Below are 18,960 nucleotides of genomic sequence, written 5' to 3'. Positions count from 1 at the left end.
GCCTGATGCTGTTGCGGCTTCATTCGCCGATCAGATGCAGCACGATATCGCGTGTTTGCGGCCGCGCGCGATGCTCGAACAGATAAATGCCCTGCCACGTGCCGAGCGTCATGCGCCCGTGTTCGACGGGTACTGACAGTTGCACCTGCGTGAGCGCAGTGCGCAGATGCGCGGGCATGTCGTCGGGGCCTTCCGTGTCGTGCTCGTAGCGCTTGATATCTTCGGGCGCGAGCTGCGCGAAGTAACGTTCGATATCGCGTTGCACGGAAGGGTCGGCGTTCTCCTGAATCAATAGCGACGCCGACGTGTGCCGGCAGAACACGGTGAGAATGCCCGTTTCGATCGACGTATCGTGCACGAATGCGGCGACCTCGGATGTGAAATCGAACAGTCCGCGAGTGCGCGCCCGCACGTCCAGATGGCGAATGGCCTGGCGCATGAATCGTTCTCCGTTGTGCGATATGAAATGATGTCTTCCGCCGAGTTTACCGCGAGCCGCGCGGGCCTTCGCGGCATGCGCAAAAGGGCTATTCTGATAGCTCAGCATCATGGCAGACGTAAAAAGGGAGACGGCCATCATGGAACGCGACGAATTCATCGATGCATTGAAGCGCGAAGGCTACGCCGAAATCGTGACGGTCACGCGCGACGCGAACGGCGCGCTCGACGCGCATGTCCACCCGTTCGAAGCGAAGGCGCTGATCCTGCATGGCGAACTGACGATCCGCATCGGCGCAACGGACCACGCATACAGAGCGGGCGACGTATTCCATTTGCAAGCGAACGAAAGCCATTCGGAAAGCTATGGCGCAGAAGGCGTGCAATATCTGGTCGGCCGCAAATGATTGCGACTGCAACAGTCAAACCGCCTGCAAGCTTTGCGATGAGCCGCTAAGATTTTCTGCTGAGCATCGACGCGATGCGTGTCGGTGCCTGATCGCTCATTCCATCATCGAGGAGGTTCTACATGCCCACGTCCACGACACCTGTCTGGTTCATCACTGGCTGTTCAACCGGCTTCGGCAAGGAACTGGCCCGCGCGGTACTCGAACGGGGCTGGCGCTGCGTGGCGACGGCGCGTAACGCTGCGTCGCTTGCCGATCTCGCCGAACCGGGCAGCGACGCCGACGCTCGCCTCGCACGCGTGCAGCTCGACGTGACGGATGCCGCGCAGATCGCCGCCGCCGTCGAGACCGCGCAGCAGCGTTTCGGCGGGATCGACGTGCTGGTGAACAATGCGGGCTATGGCTATCAGTCGTCGGTCGAAGAAGGCGAGGAAGTGGAAATCCGCGCGCAGTTCGACGCGAACGTGTTCGGCCTCTTCGCGATGACACGCGCGGTGCTGCCCGGCATGCGCGAACGTCGCAAGGGACACGTAGTGAACATCACGTCGGTGGCGGGTCTTGCGGGCTTTCCGGGTTCGGGCTACTACGCGGCGAGCAAGCATGCTGTGGAAGGCTGGTCCGATTCGCTGGCGACGGAAGCCGCGCCGCTCGGCATCCACGTGACCTGCGTGGAGCCGGGCCCGTTCCGCACCGACTGGGCGGGCCGCTCGCTGAAGCAGACGCCCAACCGTATTGCCGACTACGCGGAGACTGCCGGCAAACGCATGCAGACGACGGCGCAGAACAGCGGCCATCAGGCCGGCGACCCCAAGCGCGCCGCACAGGCGATGATCCGCATCACGGAAACGGACAAGCCGCCGCGCCATCTGGTGCTGGGCGCGTTCGGCGTCGATGCCGTGTCGAAGCGCCTGCATGCAGCACTCGCCGATATCGAAGCGTGGCGCGAAACGAGTATCGGCGCAGACTTTCCCGATAGCGAGCGCTAACCTTCACGCTGGCCGCGCAGCCTCGGGATAGTATTGCGGCGCTTCGCGGCGCTCGAACATGCCGTAGTCGCGCACCACGCGCACGGTGCGCAGGCGTGCGCCGTCAGGCAGTGCAAGGGTGCTCGCAAAGTCATCGGCGGCTCGAGCGTCGCGCCACGCGGTGAGCAGGATGACGTCGCCAGGCGTCAGCACCGCGTCGAACACGTCCCACGAAACAAGACCCGCCGCATCCTCCCGCAAGCCCAGTGCGCGTGCGACTTCAGGCGCGCCAGCGCTTTTCACCCATTCGGCGTCGCGGCGCGCGTCGATCAGTACGATCGTGGTCGCGTCGCCCGTTTCAGTTTCGTCGAGTCGTTGCTCGTGCAACGTTTGGCCGGTGGGCAGGCGCGTATCGCGCGTCAACTGCCCGACGCGCAGCCGGTAATCGCGAAACGTCTGCGAACGGCCTTTTTCCTGCACGCCGTGATGCGTGGCCTGCGTGCGCCATCGCACCAGCGCCTTTTCATCGCGCCAGCCCGACAGCGACAGCAGCACGCCGTCGCGCGTCAGGCTCGCATAGCGCACGTTGTCGACGAAACCGTCGATCTGCTCCAGTTCCGGCTTCAGCATCTTCGCGTAGCCGAGGTAGGTGTCCCATCGGTCGGCGCGCGGCTCTACTTCGAACAGCACTGAAAACATCGCGTTCTCCGGAAAGCGGCGCACTCAAACGGCCGCAATGCAATCGATTTCAATGTCGAACCGCCCCGGCCACGCGGGCACGCAGACGAAGATGCGCGCGGGCGGATCTTTCGGGAAATAACGCGCGTAAATCGCGTTGACGGCCGCAAACTGCTCGACCGACGTGCAGTAGACATTGCACTTGAGCACATTGTCGAGCGACGAACCGGCCGTCTCGACGCACAGCTTCAGTTGCTCCAGCACCCGTTCCGTCTGCCGTTCCAGCGGCGCATCCACGACTTCGCCCGTTTCAGGATCGAACGGCGGCAGGCCGGACACGTAGATCGTGTCGCCATGCCGCGTGACGACGGAAGTCGGCGCCTTCCAGCGCTCGAGCCAGCCCGACAACGGTTCGACCCGGATGATTTCGCGTTTCATTGCTGCACTCCATTCGCATGTTCTGGCAGCTATCGTAGCGCCGGACAGCGCGCCGACGTTTCAGGCTGGAACGAAATGACGGATGCGAATGCGCAAATGCGCTGCTCATTTTCCACTCATTCTGGGCGCTTACGATTCATACATCGAAAGAACCTGCAGCGCGACCGACACCGCGGCGCGCTGCTTACAGAGGGGAAATATCATGAACAGGTCATTCGTTACAGCATGTGCTTCGGCACTCGTCGTATCGGTCGCTCTGAGCGGCTGCGCAACGTTCGACGGCTCGCCCAACGTCTACAGCGCGTCGCAGGCGCAGCGCGAAGAATCGGTGCGTTTTGGCACCGTCGAAAGCGTGCGTCCCGTGACGATCGATACCAGCAACGGCCAGCCCGGCTTTCTCGGCGCACTCGGCGGCGGCGCGATTGGCGGCATTGCCGGCAGCGCGATCGGTGGCGGACGCGGCTCGATCCTGACGGGCATCATCGGCGGCATTGCGGGTGCGGTGGCGGGCAACGAGGTGCAGAACCACTTCGAGAAGAAGAACGGCGTCGAAATCACCGTGCGCCTGGACGACGGTTCGCTGCGCGCGATCACGCAAAGCACGGATGGCCCGATGTTCTACGCGGGCGAACGCGTGCGGCTGCTGTCGGAAGGCGGCGTGACGCGTGTGACGCTGTAAGCGCTACAACAGCAGCAACGTAAGGAATAGAAGGAGGCCATCATGTTCATGCGCGACGACGTAATTTACGAGTTTCATCACATCGGCATTCCGACCAGCGAAGTGCGCGAAGGCGAGCGCTATAGCCCGCAGTACCGGATGTACACGAGCGACAGCGACTGCAAGCTCGCGCACATCCAGTACCACCGCTTCGAAGCCGATAGCCCGCTACACGAACTGATGCGCCGCATGCCGCATCTGGCGTTCAAGGTCGACGATCTCGACCGGGCCATCGAAGGCAAAGAGGTCGTGCTCGGGCCGTATGAGCCGCTCGACGGCTTTCGCGTAGCGGCGATCATCGACGGCGGCATGCCCGTCGAGCTGATCCAGACCGTGCTCGACGACGAAGAAATCTGGAGCCGCGTGGTGACGGGGCGCCACGCGCGGCTGTATTGCGCCCAGTACGAGGCCTGACGAACTACACGGCGCGTTGCAGCCACGCGCGCCAGCCGCCGTATTGCGTGATGTCGACGGCGCCTTCGATGCCGTACGCTTCGCAGACAAAGCCCGTTTCCCAGCGTCCGTCGGCAAGTTCGACCTTGCCCAACGCCAGTGGTGCCGGAATGCCCGCGAGGAACGAGCCGGCTTCGCTGCCAGGCAAGTCCCATACTTCGACTTCGATTGCCGCGCCGTTTGCCGTGTCGCGCATCATGCCGGGCCGCTGCGTCGTGCCGCTGGACGCCAGCGCATAGAGCCGGTAGTGCGGCGCGCTGGTGGTCTTCGCGATGAGCCGGGCGCCACGCGCGGTCAACTGCCCGTTGAGCGGTAAACCCTCCAGATGCGCACCGCACACGACGAGCTTCATCCTGTCGCTGCGGGCCTCGTTGGATGGCACGTCCACATCCTGTTGCGCACCGCCGATCAACCGCACAGCGAGCTTGCGATGCAGCGCATCGGCAACGCTCAGCAGGTATTGATCGGTGAATGCGCGGCCGAACAGCGTCACGCCCCACGGCAGACCATTCCGCATGAAACCCGCAGGCAGCGCGATGGCCGCGTAATCGAGCAGGTTCATGAAGTTCGTGTAATGCCCGAGCAGCGAATTCGCGCCGACAGGATCGCGCTCGAGTTCGTCGAGCGTGACGGCGCGTGGAATCGAAGGCGTCAGCACGCAATCGAGTTCGGCAAGCACGGCATCGCAACGCTGCTTGAGCGCCTGAAGCTTGTACTGCGCGCGAAATGCTTCGACGGCGCTTGCGCCCGGTGCCTTCGCGAGCACGTCGCGGATCACGGGCAACACGGCCTCAGGCTGCGACTCCATCAGCGCGCCCGCCACACTGTAGCGCTCGGCAACCCACGGTCCTTCATACAGCAGGCGCGCCGCTTCGACGAACGGCTCGAAGTCGATCTCGACAGCCTCGCCGCCGATCGCTTCAAGCGCCGCGCGCGCTTGCGCGAACAGCGCGGGACTTTCTTCGCAACCCGCGAACTCAAGCTGACGCGGTACGCCGAAGCGAAAGCGCTTGATCGTGCCGAACGCCGTTGCATCGTTCCATTGCGGATTTGCGCGACTGTACGCATCGGCTGGATCGTGGCGCGCGGTGAGCGCGAGCAGTTCGCTCGCTTCGCTGGCCGTCGCGGTGAAGTAGGTGACGCAGTCCAACGTGCGGCACGCAGGCACGACACCCGCCGTCGACAGCAACCCCTTCGTCCCTTTCGTGCCGACAAGGTTGTTCAGCGCGGCAGGCACGCGGCCCGAGCCGGCCGTGTCGGTGCCGAGCGCGAAGCTCGCGACGCCGAGCGCGACCGCCAGCGACGACCCCGCGCTCGAACCGCCCGAAGGATACGCAGCGTGAACGCTGTTGCGGCATTTGCCATACGGCGAGCGCGTGCCGTTCAGGCCCGTTGCGAACTGATCGAGATTGGCCTTGCCGATCGGCACGGCGCCGAGCGCGATCAACTGCGCGACGAGCGTCGCGGTTTCGTCCGGCGTGTAGGCGAAAGCAGGGCATGCCGCCGTGGTCGGAATGCCCGCGAGATCGATGTTGTCCTTCATCGCGAACGGCACGCCGTAGAGCGGCAAAGAATCCGCAGCGCGGCCGTCGAGCGCGGCGAAATAAGGCTCGATTTCCGCGTCCGACAGCAGATGAATGAACAGATGATAGTCAGGGTTCAGCGCCGCAGCGCGCTTGCGCAATGCGCCAATCAACGCGCGCGGCGTAGTGCGGCCTTCGCGATACGCCGCGCGCACGGCGGGAAGACGCAGATCGAATGAATCCATGTCGGGTAGTTCCTTGAATGCGTTGGTACGAAGTGCGTTAAGCGTGCTGTTCGATGACGACCACACGTTGGCCCGCGCGGACGGGCGAGCCCGGCGCCACGTGAATCTCGCCGACGGTGCCCGCGCAGGGCGCGATCACGGAGATCTCCATCTTCATCGATTCGATCACGAGCAGCACGTCGCCCGCTTCGACGCTTGCGCCCGGTTCGACGCGCACTTGCCACAGATTACCCGCGATCTCACTGTCGACGGCAATCTGGCCGTCGGTGAGCGGCGCGACGTCGGCGTCCGTGGTAACGGGCGCTTCCAGCGTCTCTTCGTTGCTGCCCGCTTCGTGCCAGCGCTGCCGCTCGGCCTGAAATGCGGCCTGCTGACGCGCGCGGAACTGCGCGATGTCATCGGCCTCGCGGTCGAGAAAGCCCTGATAGTCGGCGAGCGACAACTCCGTCTCTTCGATCTTCAGCGGATAACGTCCGAGCGGAAACGCTTCGCGGATGCGCAGCAGTTCGTCGGCGGAGACTTCATAGAAACGGATCTGATCGAAAAAGCGCAGCAGATAAGGACGTCCCGCGAAATCCGCGACTTCGCGATAGCGATTCCACATCTGCAATGTGCGACCGACGAACTGATAACCGCCAGGCCCTTCCATCCCATACACACACAGATACGCGCCGCCGATACCGACCGAGTTCTCCGCCGTCCATGTGCGCGCCGGGTTGTACTTCGTCGTCACGAGCCGATGGCGCGGGTCGAGCGGCGTCGCGACGGGCGCGCCGAGATAGACGTCGCCGAGTCCCATCACCAGATAGCTCGCGTCGAACACGACGCGCTTCACGGCATCGATCGAATCGAGGTCGTTGATGCGGCGGATGAACTCCAGGTTGCTCGGACACCACGGCGCATCCTTGCGCACGGTGGTCATGTATTTGTCGATGGCGAGCTGGCACGCGGGATCGTCCCACGACAACGGCAGATGCACGACGCGCGACGGCGCACGCAGATCCTTTTGCAGCAGCACGCGTTGCCAGGTTTCGGCGACGTGATCGAGCAGCGTTGCGAGCGGCAATTGCTCGGGCTGATAGTGGACCTGCAGCGAACGTATGCCGGGCGTCAGATCGATCACGCCGGGCAACTGCAATGCTTCGAGCGATTGCATCAGCGCGTGGCCGCGAAAGCGCAGCACGAGATCGAGTTCGGGCGGCCCGATTTCAAGCAGCAGATGCGTGTCGCCGGAAAGACGTGCGACGAGTTGCTCGTGTCCATCGCCGACGTTCAGCACGATCGGCGATTGCAGTTCCGCGCGTGTTTCGGCGTTCGGCGTTGCCACGCTCGCCGCAGCGAGCGACGCCACTTCTTCCGCACTCGCAAGTGCCGCCGCGCGTGCAGTGGCGACATCAACGGGCACGAAGCGCACCTTGTCGCCTGCTTTCAGTTGCCCGATCTGCCAGAGATCCGCTTCGATCACCGTGACGGGACACACGAAGCCGCCGAGGCTCGGACCATCCGGGCCGAGAATCACAGGCATATCGCCGGTGAAATCGATTGCGCCGACCGCATACGGATTGTCGTGAATGTTCGACGGATGCAGGCCCGCTTCGCCGCCGTCCGCGCGCGTCCATTCAGGCTTCGGACCGATCAGGCGCACACCTGTGCGGCTCGAATTGAAATGAATCTCCCAGTCGGTATCGAGAAACTGTTCGATATAGCGTGCGCTGAAGTACTCGGGCGCGCCATGCGGGCCGTAGATCACGCGCAGCACGCGTACATCGTCTAACCGATGCGCAAGCGTGGCGGGCAATGAAACGCCTGCCTCGTTACTGGACAACGCATGCAGATGCAGCACATCGCCCGCACGCAGCGCGCGTCCGCCGTGGCCGCCGAATTGTCCAAGCGTGAAGGTGCTGCGGCTGCCGAGATACTGCGCGACGTCCAGCCCGCCGCGCACGCACAGGTAAGCGCGTGCGCCTGCGCCGCGTATCGTGCCGAGCGCGAGCGTCGAGCCGGCCGTGATGGCAAACGTCGTGTTCATCGGCTGCGGGATGTCGTCGAGCATCACGGGCAGCGTTGCGCCCGTCACGGTGACGACAGCATCGGCGTTGAAGCGCAGCGTGGGCCCGCTCATCGTGATTTCGAGCGCGGCCGCTTGCGCGTCGTTGCCAAGCAGGCGATTGCCAAGACGCAGCGCGCGGTCGTCCATCGGTCCCGATGGCGGCACACCAACGGCCCAGTAACCCGGACGTCCTGGATAATCCTGTACAGTCGTCTGCGTGCCGCCGCTGATCACTTCGAATGTCGATGCGCGGTAACGCAGACCTTCGAGGCAACGCGTCCACGGATTGCCGCTTGCGAACGGCGCATCGGCAAGAATCTGCCGCAAGTAATCGCGATTCGTTTCGACGCCATAGATACGCGACGCGTCGAGCGCGGCGTCGAGCGCTTCACGTGCTTCATCGCGAGTCGGCTGCCATGCGATCAGCTTCGCGAGCATCGGATCGAACCACGGTGGCACTTCGCAACCGGCTTCGATCCATGTGTCGATACGCAGTGCACGGCCATCGGCGGCGGGGAATGACACATCGGTCAACAGTCCCGGACAGGGCTTGAAATCGCGACCCGGATCTTCCGCGTAGAGACGCGCCTGAATCGCGTGGCCTTGCGGTTTCAGATCGCGCGTCAACTCATCGAGCGGCGCGAGCTTGCCCGCTGCCAGTTCGATCATCCAGCGCACGAGGTCCACGCCCCACACCTGTTCAGTGACGCCGTGCTCGACCTGCAGGCGCGTATTCACTTCGAGAAAATAGAAGCGCGCAGCATCGCTGTCATAGACAAATTCGACCGTGCCTGCCGAACGATACGACACCGCTTGCGCAAGGCGAATCGCCGCATCGCACAGCGCGGCATCGACGCCATCGGGCAGATTTGGCGCAGGCGTTTCTTCGAGCACCTTCTGATTGCGCCGCTGCACCGAGCAGTCACGCACGCCAAGCGCGATAGCCGCGCCTTTGCCGTCGCCGAACACCTGCACTTCGAGATGCCGCGCTTTCTCGATGTACTTTTCGAGGAACACGCCGGCATCGCTGAAATTGTTCTGCCCGAGGCGCTTCACATTGTCGAACTGCGCCGCGAGTTCTTCCGCCGAGCGGCACACACGCATGCCGATGCCGCCGCCGCCCGCCGTGCTCTTCAGCATCACGGGATAACCAATACGCGTTGCCGCTTCGAGCGCAGTGTCGAGATCGTCGAGCAGACCTGTGCCTTCGAGCATCGGCACACCCTGTCCGGCGGCGATGGCGCGCGCCGTGTGCTTGAGACCGAACGCGCGTAACTGCGCAGGCGTCGGCCCGATGAACGCGACGCCCGCGGCTTCGCATGCTTCGGCGAATGCCGCGTTCTCCGACAGAAAGCCGTAGCCCGGATGAATCGCCTGCGCGCCCTGCGCACGTGCGATCTCCAGAATCTTCGCGATGTCGAGATAGGTGACGCTGGCCGCGCCGTCGCCGAGGCTGCATGCCGTATCGGCGAGACTGACGTGACGGCTCGCGCGGTCCGCTTCGCTGTAGACGGCGACGCCTTCTACGTGGAGTTCGCGCAGCGTGCGCAGAATGCGGCAGGCAATCGCGCCGCGATTCGCAATGAGGACTTTATCGAACATGAGTGGATGTTCAATGCGTGGGCGGGTCGTCCCGCCACGTGGGCATGCATGCCGAGGTCGTCCACGGCAGATCGCTTCGTGTTCTGAAAGCGTGCGACGTCTAGCGCTTTGTGCTGTCGAAGCGCATCAACCGCTCAGCGCGCACTTTCATCACCGTGTACAGCCATACGCGCAGTGTGCTCAGTTCCATATCGTCAGCTCCGCGGGAGTCGGGTTGTAGGCGTTGCACGGATTGTTCAGTTGCGGACAGTTCGAGATCAGCACGATCACATCCATTTCCGCGCGCAGTTCGACGTATTTGCCGGGCGCAGAGATACCGTCTTCGAACGTGAGGCCGCCCTCGGATGTGACGGGCACGTTCATGAAGAAATTGATGTTGGCGGCGATGTCGTGTTTCGACAGACGGCCATCATGCGCACAGGCGCGCAGATAGTTATCGCGGCAGCTGTGCATGTAACGCTTTTCGAGCGCGTAACGCACGGTGTTGCTTTCCTGCGCGCATGCGCCGCCGAGCGTGTCGTGACGTCCGCATGTATCGGCGACGATGGTCAGCATCGGGTTGCCGAGGTTCGAATAGAGAACGGTGCCGGTCGTCAGATAGAGGCTTTGCTGACGGCGCAATGTGCGTTGCGCGTCATAGCGTTCGCGCGGATCAGCGAGGCTGTAGAACAGCGTGTCGATAGCCTGATTGCCTTCTACATCGCGAATGCGCAACGTCTGGCCGGCTTTCAGTTCCTTGAGCCACGGTTCGCCCGCGGGCAGGGTCTCCTGAAAGACCGCGTCGGCGGGATTGAGCGTGCTGGTCGTGAGGGTGGATGTCGTCATGGCGCGCGTCCCGCTCAGAGAAAGAATCGTTCGGTATTGATGAAGCCGCGCGTGTTTTCATCGCATGACGTGCGGCAGATTTCGGCGACCTGGCTGTCGGCGGCGGCGAGTGTCAGCTTGACGGGCTTCGGCGCGTATTCCGGGTTCGGATCGAGCGGATGCTGGATCGCCGTCAGCACGACGAGTGTGTTCATCGGTGCATAGAGTTCGATGTAGTCGCCCGTTTTCGAATTGCCCGGGACGAAGCTGAGCGCGCCTGCATCGGTGACATCGACGCGGCTGAACAGATTCAGCGTCATCAATAGGTCGGAAATGCCGAGTCCCCATTTGCCGAGTTCGACGAGCAGGTTGTCGGTGCCATTGCGATAGAACGCGTTGCGCAGTTCCTGATAGCGGCCTTGTCCGTACTTCTCGAACACTTCGGCCGCATCCGACACGCCCGCGAGACTGTCATGCCAGCCGCACGTATCCGCGACGATCGCGGCGAGCACGCGGCCCATATCGGAGTAAAGGCAATGGCCTTTGGTCAGCTTTGCCGTGTGCTGGCACTTGAGTGTGTCGGGCAGATTCAGGCGTTCGCTTTTTTCGGCGGCGTTGAACAGCAGCATCGCGACGTTGGCGCCGCCGCGCGGATCGGTGATGCGCAGCAGTTGCCCGCGCTTGACGATCAGCGACGCATGGCCGCCGCCAGGCACGGTTTCTTCGAGCAATATGTCGTTCATGTCCTTGTCCTTTCTTTCGGTCATGCGGGCACGGCAAGCAGCGGCGGAATGGCCGTTGCCGCGTGCGCGTCGCGCACACCGTTGCGTTCGAGCGGAATGTCGTAAGTGATGCGCGCGCCGTAGGCCTGCGGCGCTTGCGGATCGATGCGCACCTTGTCGAAGACGAGCACGCGGCTGCCGAGCGTGAAGCCTTCTTTCAGATCGTGCGTCACCATGAAAACCGTCAGCTTCGCTTCGCGCCACAGCGCGGTCAGCAGTTCGTGCATGTCGCGGCGGATGCCGGGATCGAGCGCGCCGAACGGCTCGTCGAGCAGCAGCACGCGCGGCTTCATCACCAATGCCTGCGCCAGCGCGAGACGTTGCTGCATGCCGCCCGACAGCTGATGCGGATACTTGTCGAGCGAATCGGCGAGACCGACGCGCGTGAGCATTGCCACGGCTTCATCTTTTGCGCGCTGGCGGCGCGCACCGAACAGACGTCCGGTGAAGCGCGCATGCGGCAACTCGAGTCCGAGCATCACGTTGCGCAGCACGGTCAGATGCGGAAACACCGAATAGCGCTGAAACACGACGCCGCGATGCGGGTCCGGTTCCGGCGGCAGCGGTTCGCCGTCGAGAAGAATCTGGCCGCGTGTCGGGCGTTCCTGGCCGAGCAGCATGCGCAGAAACGTCGACTTGCCGCAGCCCGACGCGCCGACCATCGAGCAGAATTCGCCTTCCGCGATGCGCAGATTGAGCCGCTCCAGTACGACCTGATCGTCGTATTGCTTCCACAGGTTGCGGATTTCGATCATGCGCGGCCTCCGTTGTACCAGGGGAAAGCCCACTGCGTGAGACGGCGCAGCGCTTCATCGATCAGCCACGCAAGCAGCGTGATCCACGCGACGTACGGCAGGATCACATCCATCGCGAGATAACGGCGCACGAGAAAGATGCGATAACCCAGCCCATCCGTCGATGCAATCGCTTCCGCCGCGATCAGGAACAGCCACGCCGACGTCAGCGCGAGACGCAGCGCAATCAGCAGACGCGGCAGCAGTTGCGGCACGATCACGCGCAGAATCAGCGTCCAGCTCGATGCACCGAGCGTTTGCGCCTTGATCCACAGCTCTTCGGGGATCTCGCGCGTGCGCTGCTGAAGATCGCGAATCATCATCGGCGTGATGCCGATTACGATCAGCACGACCTTCGACAACTCGTCGAGACCGAACACGATGAAGAGAATCGGCAACACCGCGAGCGGCGGAATCATCGATATCACCGTGATGAACGGCGACAGCGTCGCGCCCGCGAGCGGCAGGCTGCCCGTCGCGATGCCGAACACCAGTGCAATCGCCGCGCTCGCAACGAGGCCGATGCCGAGCCGCTTCATGCTCGACACCGTGTCGTCCCACATCATGTATTCGCCCGTGCGCTTGTCTTCACTGAACGCGTATTCGTGCAGCGCGTCCTTCATCTGCGTGGCGCTAGGCAGCAGCTTGTCGTCGGGATTGGCCTGCAGCCGCAACGACGAGCCGGTGAAGTACACCGCGATCAGCACGATGAAGGGCAGCAGCAACAGCATCAGACTGCCGGTGCGGCCGGGATGTCGGTTGATGAGCCGCATGGGCCTCTCCTTCAGAACGACGCGGCGCTTAGAGCTTGCCTTGCGCGGCCATGCGCACGTAGGTCGGATCGAAACGCAGCTTCAGGTTGCTCTTGCTGCCCACCACCACGTTGTTGTCGAATGCCATGCCCACTGCACCCGCGTTCGGCGCGCCCTTGCCGAGCAGACCGTGATCGAACGAGAACTGCGCGACGCGCGTCATGATCTTCGGCATGTTCGGGCTGGTGGCGAAATCGAGTGCCTGTTGCGGCGTGTAGAAGAGGGCCGTGGTCGAGAGTTGCGCCTTGTAGCCGGCGAGGTCGGTGCCCGACGCTTTTGCCATCGACGTGAGCGCGGTTTCCGTATCCGGCGAGCCGCCGTGCATCGTCTGCATGATCTCGAACCATGCGCCCGTCAGTGCCTTGCCGAGCGCCGGGTTGTCATGCAGCGTCTTCGTGTTGACGACCATCATGTCCATGATTTCGCCCGGAATGCGGCTCGAATCGAACACTTCCGTGACGTTCGGCTTCGCCTTCAGATCGGCGAGCATCGGGTTCCATGTGACGGCGTTGTGGACCGCGGGCGTCGCGAATGCGCCTGAAATATCGGCGTCGGACGTGTTGACGGTCTTGATGTCGCGCTCGCTCATGCCTGCCGATTCAAGTGCGCGTGCCAGCAGATAGTGCGAAACGGAGAGTTCGACCAGATTGACGGACTGGCCTTTGAGGTCCGCGACCTTCTTGCCCGCGCCCTTGATGAGCACGCCGTCGTTGCCGTTCGAGTAGTCGCTGACGATCAATGCCGTGCTGTCCACGCCGCCGGTGGCGGGAATGGTCAGCGCGTCCATGTTGGTCATCGCGCAGCCGTCGAACTTGCCGGCCGTGTACTGATTGATCGATTCGATGTAGTCGTTCAGTTGCACGACATCGACGTTGATGCCGTACTTCTTCGCCCATTTGGACATGATGCCTTGCGTCTTCGCATAGCCCCACGGCATCCAGCCGGCGTAGATGGTCCAGCAGACCTTGAAGTCCTTACGGGCTTGAGCGAACGACGGAGTGGAGACGCACAGGGAGAGAGCGACGGCGGCAGCGGCGAAAAAACGGAGCTTGCGCATGAGGTTGACCTCGCAGGGACGGTTATCGACGGCAGGAGCGGCGCGACGCATCGCGTTCTCTCCCGGGCTTTTATCCCGCCGTGTAACCTCATCGAGGTCGACAACTCTCGGACCAGCGTCGTGCATCGAATGTCTCGATGCGCGACCGGAACCCTAGTCGTCCATTTGCCAGATTGTGACTACTAAACCGGATGCTGCACCGGCTCCTGCGTCTTACTAAGCGATAAGCATGCCATTGCCGTTTTTACGTGGAATCGACGGTTGTCGCGACCATCTTGTGCACAAGATTGAAGCCGGATCGCGATATGCGCGCGCGCGTTCGCACCAGTCGGGTGCGTTCAATGCGCGTTATTTGCCGAGCCGTTCTGCGAGCGCATAGCGGCGCATGCAGCGCTCCATGCTGTCGAGAAACGCGTGATCCGCTGCGTTCATCTTGCGCTCGCGATGCCACAGCAGATGCACGTCGACATCGACGAGTCCTTCTTCGGGCGGCAGGCGCCACAAGCGTTGTTGCGCGATGTCGTCGCGCACGATGTGCTCTGGCAAACAGCCGATGCCAAAGCCCGCGAAGATCAGCCGCCGCACTTCATCCAGCGATGGCGACGACGCGACGATGCGCCCCGTGAAGCCCTTCTGATCGCGAAACACGGTAAGCGGCGAAAGACTGTCGCCGATCTGGTCGCTGGTGAACGACACGAAGTTTTCGGCGAGCAGATCTTGCGTTGTCAGCGGCGATTTGCCGTACAGCCTGTGATGACGCCCGCAAAAAATCGCATAGCGTTGCCGCAGGAAGCAGCGCATTTCCAGCTTGTCGTGGGGTGTGCGGCACAAGCCGAGACCCGCTGTCGCCGTCTTTTGCAACAGCGACGAGATGATGTCCGACGAGCGCATCACTTCGATCTGCAAGTCGATACGCGGATACGCGCGATGAAAGTCCGCGAGAAACTCGTCGTACACCGGCGATTCGATCCGGCTGATCGTCAACAGACGAATCGAGCCGCTGATGTCTTCCGTGCGGTCGTCGATTTCGGTTTCGAGCCGCGAGATATTGCCGTAGATATCGCTCGCAATGCGATAGACCTCTTCGCCTGCCTGGGTCGGCGCGAAGTACGGGCCGCGCCGCTCGATCAGCTTGCGCTCCAGCGTTTCTTCGAGCCTTCTGAGCGCCTGGCTCACGGCGGGCTGCGTGACGTGCAGGCGTGCGGCGGCGCGGCTGAGACTGCGTTCCTGCATGATCACGAGGTACGTGCGCAACAGGTTCCAGTCGAGCCGGTCGTTCAGAAAGCGGGCGATGTCGGAGCGCATCTCAGGCGAACTATAAGTTGAATTTATGCGGCGAATAATAACTCGAAATTTGACTAATGTTTTCTGGACGCCGATAAATGACACATTCGTGAAGCGCGCCCGCCCGGAGAGAAGGGCGGAATATCGATCCCAACACCGCGCGCGAAACCACGGGTTCAACCCACGTCAGACGTGCATCAGGAGCCAGCATGACCCAAGCCATCAGTACCCGTCAGCCGGGACGCGCCGCAACGGCCGCGTTCATCGGCACGATGATCGAGTGGTACGACTTCTATATCTACGCGACCGCTGCCGCGCTCGTGTTCGGCGAGCTGTACTTTCCGTCCAGTGACCGCTTCATCAGCACGATGGCGTCGTTTGCGACCTTCGCCGTGGGCTTTTTCGCACGGCCGCTGGGCGGCATCGTGTTCGGGCACCTCGGCGACCGTATCGGCCGCAAGAAGGCGCTGATGACCACGCTGATGATGATGGGCGTCGCGACCGTGTGCGTCGGCCTGCTGCCCGATTATTCGAAGGTCGGCGTGCTGGCGCCCGTGTTGCTGGTGCTGCTGCGCGTGGTGCAGGGCGTGGCGGTCGGCGGCGAATGGGGCGGCGCGGTGCTGATGGCGGGCGAACATGCGCCGCAAGGGCGCCGCACGTTCTTCGCGTCGTTCGCGCAGCTTGGCAGCCCGGCGGGTTTGATTTTGTCGCTGATCGCGTTTCGCGCGGTCACGTCGATGGATAAAGCGGACTTCATGTCGTGGGGCTGGCGTCTGCCGTTTCTCGCGAGTTCCGTGCTGCTGATCGTCGGTATCGTGATTCGTTTGGGCGTGAATGAATCGCCGGAATTCCAGCGCGTGAAGGAAACGAACCGCACCGCGAAGCTGCCGATCGCCGAAGTGTTCAGCTCGGCCTGGGGTCTCGTGCTGCTGTGCATCGGCGCGAACACGATCGGCATTGCAGGTGTGTACTTCACCAACACGTTCATGATCGCGTACACGACGCAGTATGTCGGCGTGACGCGTTCGATGATTCTCGACTGCCTGTTCGCCGTCGCGATCATCCAGTTTCTGTCGCAGCCGATTGCTGCGTGGCTCGCTGAGCGGATTGGCGGCGCGCGCTTCCTGAAGATTGCCGCGCTGCTCGCGATGATCTCGCCGTATCCGATGTTCATGCTCGTGCAAAGCGGCTCGGTCGTGCCGATGGTGATCGGCATCGCGATTGCCGTGGTCTGCATGGCGAGCTTCTATTCGGTGATCGCGGGCTTTGTCAGCGGCATCTTCCCGACGCGTGTGCGCTACTCGGGCATCTCGCTCGCGTATCAGGTATGCGGCGCGATTGCGGGCGGTCTGACGCCGCTGGTCGGCACCTGGCTCGCTCATCGCTATACGGGCCAATGGTGGCCGCTCGCGGTGTTCTATACGTGCCTCGCGGGCATCTCGCTGCTGTGCATCGTTGCGCTCGACGCGCGGCGTGCCGCGCATGCCGACCAGGCTGAAGCCGTCGGCGCGCATTGAACCGAACTCACGTTGAACGACCCGGAAGACTCATGAAAGACCTGTTGCAAATCGATGGCGCGCGCCTGTGGCAAAGCCTGATGGACATGGCGCAGATCGGCGCGACGCCGAAAGGCGGCGTGCGGCGTTTGGCGCTGACCGAAGACGACGTACGTGGCCGCGATCTGTTCGCGAAGTGGTGCCGTGATGCGGGCATGACGGTGAGCGTCGATGAGATCGGCAATCTGTTTGCGCGGCGCGAAGGTGCGCGTAAAGATGCGGCGCCTGTGCTGATCGGCAGCCATCTCGACACGCAGCCCGAAGGCGGACGCTTCGACGGCGTGTATGGCGTGCTTGCCGCGCTCGAACTGGTGCGCGCGCTGAACGACGCGAATATCGTCACCGAAAAGCCGATCGAAATCGTTTCGTGGACCAACGAAGAAGGCGCTCGCTTCACGCCAGCGATGCTTGGCTCGGCGGTGTTCACGGGCATCACGTCGCTGGATGAAGCGCTGGCGAAGGAAGACGCAGGCCACATCACGCTTGCCGATGCGTTGACACAGAGCGGTTATCGCGGCGCGCGCGCCGTTAAGGGCCAGTCTGTCGATGCCTATTTCGAAGCGCATATCGAACAAGGTCCCGTGCTCGAAGCAAACGGCACGACGATCGGTGTCGTGACAGGCGGCCAGGCAATCCGCTGGCTCGACATCAACGTGACGGGCATGGCCGCGCACGCGGGCACGACGCCGATGCCGTATCGCAAGGACGCGTACTTCGCGAGCGCGCAGATGGCGATGGAACTGGAACGTATCGTTGCCGGTTACGCGCCACGTGGACTCGTGACGATCGGACAGATCGGTATAAAGAACGCGTCGCGCAATACGATTGCAGGCGACGTCTCTTTCACCGTCGATCTGCGTCATCACGAAGACAGCGAAGTCGATGCGATGGAACGCGATCTGCGCGCCGCATTCGAGCGCGTGGCGCAAGCACGCGGCGTGAAGCTTTCCGTGGAAACGTACTGGCGCAGCCCCGCGACACCGTTCGACAGCGAATGTGTCGCGCTGGTGGCGCATGCCGTGGAAGCGCTCGGTTATTCGAACGAACGCATCGTCAGCGGTGCGGGGCACGATGCGATTCATCTCGCGCGCTATTGCCCGACGGCGATGGTGTTCATTCCGTGCGTCGATGGCCTGTCGCACAACGAAGCCGAAGACGCGGTGCCTGAAGACGTGACGCGCGGCACCAACGTGCTGCTCAACGCAGTGCTCGCGCGTGCGGGCGTGATGACGACAGCGGACGTGCAATAAGAAAGGACCTGCAATGAAGACGTTTTTTCACCCTGAACAACTGTTGCATCATCCGCGTTCGTATCTGTCGCGTGGCCAGATGCGTGAGCCGCAGGAAGTGCCCGAGCGTGCGGCACGTCTCGTCGCAGCGGCGAAATCGCTGGACTTCGATGTCGTCGAACCGGCCGATCATGGCACGGCTGCCATTGCCGCCGTGCACGACATGAACTATCTGCGCTTCCTGGAAGAAGCGCATCGCGACTGGAAGAAGATGCCCGACGACTGGGGCGACGAAGTGATGTCGAACATCTATGTGCGCGATCCGAACCCGTTGCGCGGCGTGCTCGCGAAGGCGGCGCGTTATCTCGCCGATGGCAGTTGCCCTGTCGGCGCGAATACCTATCGCGCTGCTTACTGGTCGGCGCAAAGTGCGTTGGCTGCGGCATCGGCTGTTAACGACGGCGCGCGCGAAACATACGCACTGTGCAGGCCGCCCGGCCATCATGCGCGTGCCGATGCAGCGGGCGGCTTTTGCTATCTGAACAATGCGGCGATTGCCGCGCAGTCATTGCGCAGCCGCTTCAAGCGCGTCGCGATTCTCGATACCGACATGCATCACGGTCAGGGCGTGCAGGAGATTTTCTACGGACGCGATGACGTGCTGTACATCTCCATTCACGGCGATCCGACCAATTTTTATCCCGTAGTTGCAGGTTACGAAGAAGAGCGCGGCGCAGGCGAAGGCGATGGCTTCAACGTCAATCTGCCGATGCCGCATGGCTCGTCCGAAGCAGTGTTCTTCGACAAGCTCGACGATGCGTTGAGCGTGCTGAAGCGCTTCGAACCCGATGCGCTCGTGCTTGCGCTTGGCTTCGACATCTATAAGGACGATCCGCAATCGCAAGTGGCAGTGACGACGGAAGGCTTCGCACAACTCGGTGCGAAGATCGGCGCGTTGCAACTGCCATCCGTGATCGTGCAGGAAGGCGGTTATCACCTGGAAAGCCTCGAAGCGAATGCGCATGCGTTCTTCGGCGGCTTCATGGAGAAGCGCTAAAGCTTAAGCGTGATGTAAAAGCGGCCTCGCATTGCTGCGAGGCCGTTTTCATTGCATCAGATAAAGCC

At 62.7% G+C, this 18,960-nt stretch carries 18 protein-coding genes and 1 riboswitch; of the genes, 7 read left to right on the top strand and 11 right to left on the bottom strand.

Features of this window, described 5'->3' with window-relative positions; genetic code table 11:
- Positions 1-19: 19 nt before the first annotated feature.
- Positions 20-439 carry a secondary thiamine-phosphate synthase enzyme YjbQ gene (locus G3O01_RS26550; RefSeq protein ID WP_205809604.1) on the bottom strand — a complete coding sequence of 140 codons (420 nt, stop codon included), beginning with the start codon at positions 437-439 and terminating at the stop codon, positions 20-22.
- A 139-nt stretch (positions 440-578) separates the two neighbouring features.
- On the opposite strand from G3O01_RS26550, the gene G3O01_RS26545 reads away from it, so the two are divergent.
- Both G3O01_RS26545 and G3O01_RS26540 read left to right on the top strand, forming a co-directional pair.
- Positions 579-845: a cupin gene (locus tag G3O01_RS26545; RefSeq protein ID WP_205809603.1), complete on the top strand. Its 267-nt coding sequence runs from the start codon at positions 579-581 to the stop codon at positions 843-845.
- A gap of 122 nt (positions 846-967) precedes the next feature.
- Complete coding sequence (locus G3O01_RS26540) at positions 968-1,831, top strand: oxidoreductase (RefSeq protein WP_205809602.1); 864 nt, start codon at positions 968-970, stop codon at positions 1,829-1,831.
- 3 nt (positions 1,832-1,834) lie between these two features.
- Here G3O01_RS26540 and G3O01_RS26535 read toward each other — a convergent pair whose 3' ends face one another.
- Both G3O01_RS26535 and G3O01_RS26530 read right to left on the bottom strand, forming a co-directional pair.
- Entirely contained in the window at positions 1,835-2,509 is a 675-nt protein-coding gene (locus G3O01_RS26535; RefSeq protein WP_205809601.1) for an antibiotic biosynthesis monooxygenase, read from the bottom strand.
- A 24-nt stretch (positions 2,510-2,533) separates the two neighbouring features.
- Positions 2,534-2,926, bottom strand: a complete 393-nt coding sequence (locus tag G3O01_RS26530; RefSeq protein ID WP_205809600.1) for a Rid family hydrolase — start codon at positions 2,924-2,926, stop codon at positions 2,534-2,536.
- A 202-nt stretch (positions 2,927-3,128) separates the two neighbouring features.
- Here G3O01_RS26530 and G3O01_RS26525 point away from each other — a divergent pair, with 202 nt between their 5' ends.
- Together G3O01_RS26525 and G3O01_RS26520 are read left to right on the top strand one after the other, a co-directional pair.
- Positions 3,129-3,605 (top strand): glycine zipper 2TM domain-containing protein, encoded by a 477-nt coding sequence (locus tag G3O01_RS26525; RefSeq protein ID WP_205809599.1) that lies wholly within the window; start codon positions 3,129-3,131, stop codon positions 3,603-3,605.
- A gap of 42 nt (positions 3,606-3,647) precedes the next feature.
- A complete protein-coding gene (locus G3O01_RS26520; protein ID WP_205809598.1) occupies positions 3,648-4,058 on the top strand; it encodes a hypothetical protein in 411 nt (136 codons plus the stop codon).
- A gap of 4 nt (positions 4,059-4,062) precedes the next feature.
- Here the strand turns inward: G3O01_RS26520 and atzF are convergent, their stop codons facing one another.
- The 8 genes from atzF to G3O01_RS26480 all read right to left on the bottom strand — a co-directional run bounded on the left by atzF (position 4,063) and on the right by G3O01_RS26480 (position 15,071).
- Complete coding sequence (gene atzF / locus G3O01_RS26515; RefSeq protein ID WP_205809597.1) at positions 4,063-5,865, bottom strand: allophanate hydrolase; 1,803 nt, start codon at positions 5,863-5,865, stop codon at positions 4,063-4,065.
- Positions 5,866-5,902: 37 nt separating this feature from the next.
- Positions 5,903-9,517, bottom strand: a complete 3,615-nt coding sequence (gene uca, locus G3O01_RS26510; RefSeq protein ID WP_205809596.1) for an urea carboxylase — start codon at positions 9,515-9,517, stop codon at positions 5,903-5,905.
- A 180-nt stretch (positions 9,518-9,697) separates the two neighbouring features.
- Positions 9,698-10,342: an urea amidolyase associated protein UAAP2 gene (locus G3O01_RS26505; protein WP_205809595.1), complete on the bottom strand. Its 645-nt coding sequence runs from the start codon at positions 10,340-10,342 to the stop codon at positions 9,698-9,700.
- A gap of 14 nt (positions 10,343-10,356) precedes the next feature.
- Positions 10,357-11,064, bottom strand: a complete 708-nt coding sequence (locus G3O01_RS26500) for an urea amidolyase associated protein UAAP1 (RefSeq protein ID WP_205809594.1) — start codon at positions 11,062-11,064, stop codon at positions 10,357-10,359.
- Between the two features lie 20 nt (positions 11,065-11,084).
- A complete protein-coding gene (locus tag G3O01_RS26495) occupies positions 11,085-11,858 on the bottom strand; it encodes an ABC transporter ATP-binding protein (RefSeq protein ID WP_205809593.1) in 774 nt (257 codons plus the stop codon).
- Entirely contained in the window at positions 11,855-12,670 is an 816-nt protein-coding gene (locus G3O01_RS26490) for an ABC transporter permease subunit (RefSeq protein WP_109479632.1), read from the bottom strand. The genes G3O01_RS26495 and G3O01_RS26490 overlap by 4 nt, the downstream gene beginning before the upstream one ends.
- A 28-nt stretch (positions 12,671-12,698) precedes the next feature.
- A complete protein-coding gene (locus G3O01_RS26485; RefSeq protein WP_205809592.1) occupies positions 12,699-13,766 on the bottom strand; it encodes a putative urea ABC transporter substrate-binding protein in 1,068 nt (355 codons plus the stop codon).
- Between the two features lie 57 nt (positions 13,767-13,823).
- Positions 13,824-13,934: riboswitch (guanidine-I (ykkC/yxkD leader) on the bottom strand.
- 180 nt (positions 13,935-14,114) lie between these two features.
- A complete protein-coding gene (locus G3O01_RS26480; RefSeq protein ID WP_205809591.1) occupies positions 14,115-15,071 on the bottom strand; it encodes a LysR family transcriptional regulator in 957 nt (318 codons plus the stop codon).
- Between the two features lie 188 nt (positions 15,072-15,259).
- On the opposite strand from G3O01_RS26480, the gene G3O01_RS26475 reads away from it, so the two are divergent.
- From G3O01_RS26475 to G3O01_RS26465, 3 genes are read left to right on the top strand one after another with little or no spacing between them, the layout of a single operon-like run.
- Positions 15,260-16,567: an MFS transporter gene (locus G3O01_RS26475; RefSeq protein WP_205809590.1), complete on the top strand. Its 1,308-nt coding sequence runs from the start codon at positions 15,260-15,262 to the stop codon at positions 16,565-16,567.
- A gap of 32 nt (positions 16,568-16,599) precedes the next feature.
- Positions 16,600-17,856, top strand: a complete 1,257-nt coding sequence (locus G3O01_RS26470; protein WP_205809589.1) for a Zn-dependent hydrolase — start codon at positions 16,600-16,602, stop codon at positions 17,854-17,856.
- A 13-nt stretch (positions 17,857-17,869) separates the two neighbouring features.
- Positions 17,870-18,892, top strand: coding sequence for a histone deacetylase family protein (locus G3O01_RS26465; protein WP_205809588.1), 1,023 nt, complete (start codon positions 17,870-17,872; stop codon positions 18,890-18,892).
- Positions 18,893-18,960 lie beyond the last annotated feature (68 nt).

Source organism: Burkholderia sp. Ac-20365 (assembly GCF_017104715.1).
GTDB lineage: Bacteria > Pseudomonadota > Gammaproteobacteria > Burkholderiales > Burkholderiaceae > Paraburkholderia.
The sequence above is the reverse complement of the archived record's forward strand: the minus strand, read 5'-3'. Positions and strand labels throughout refer to the sequence as shown.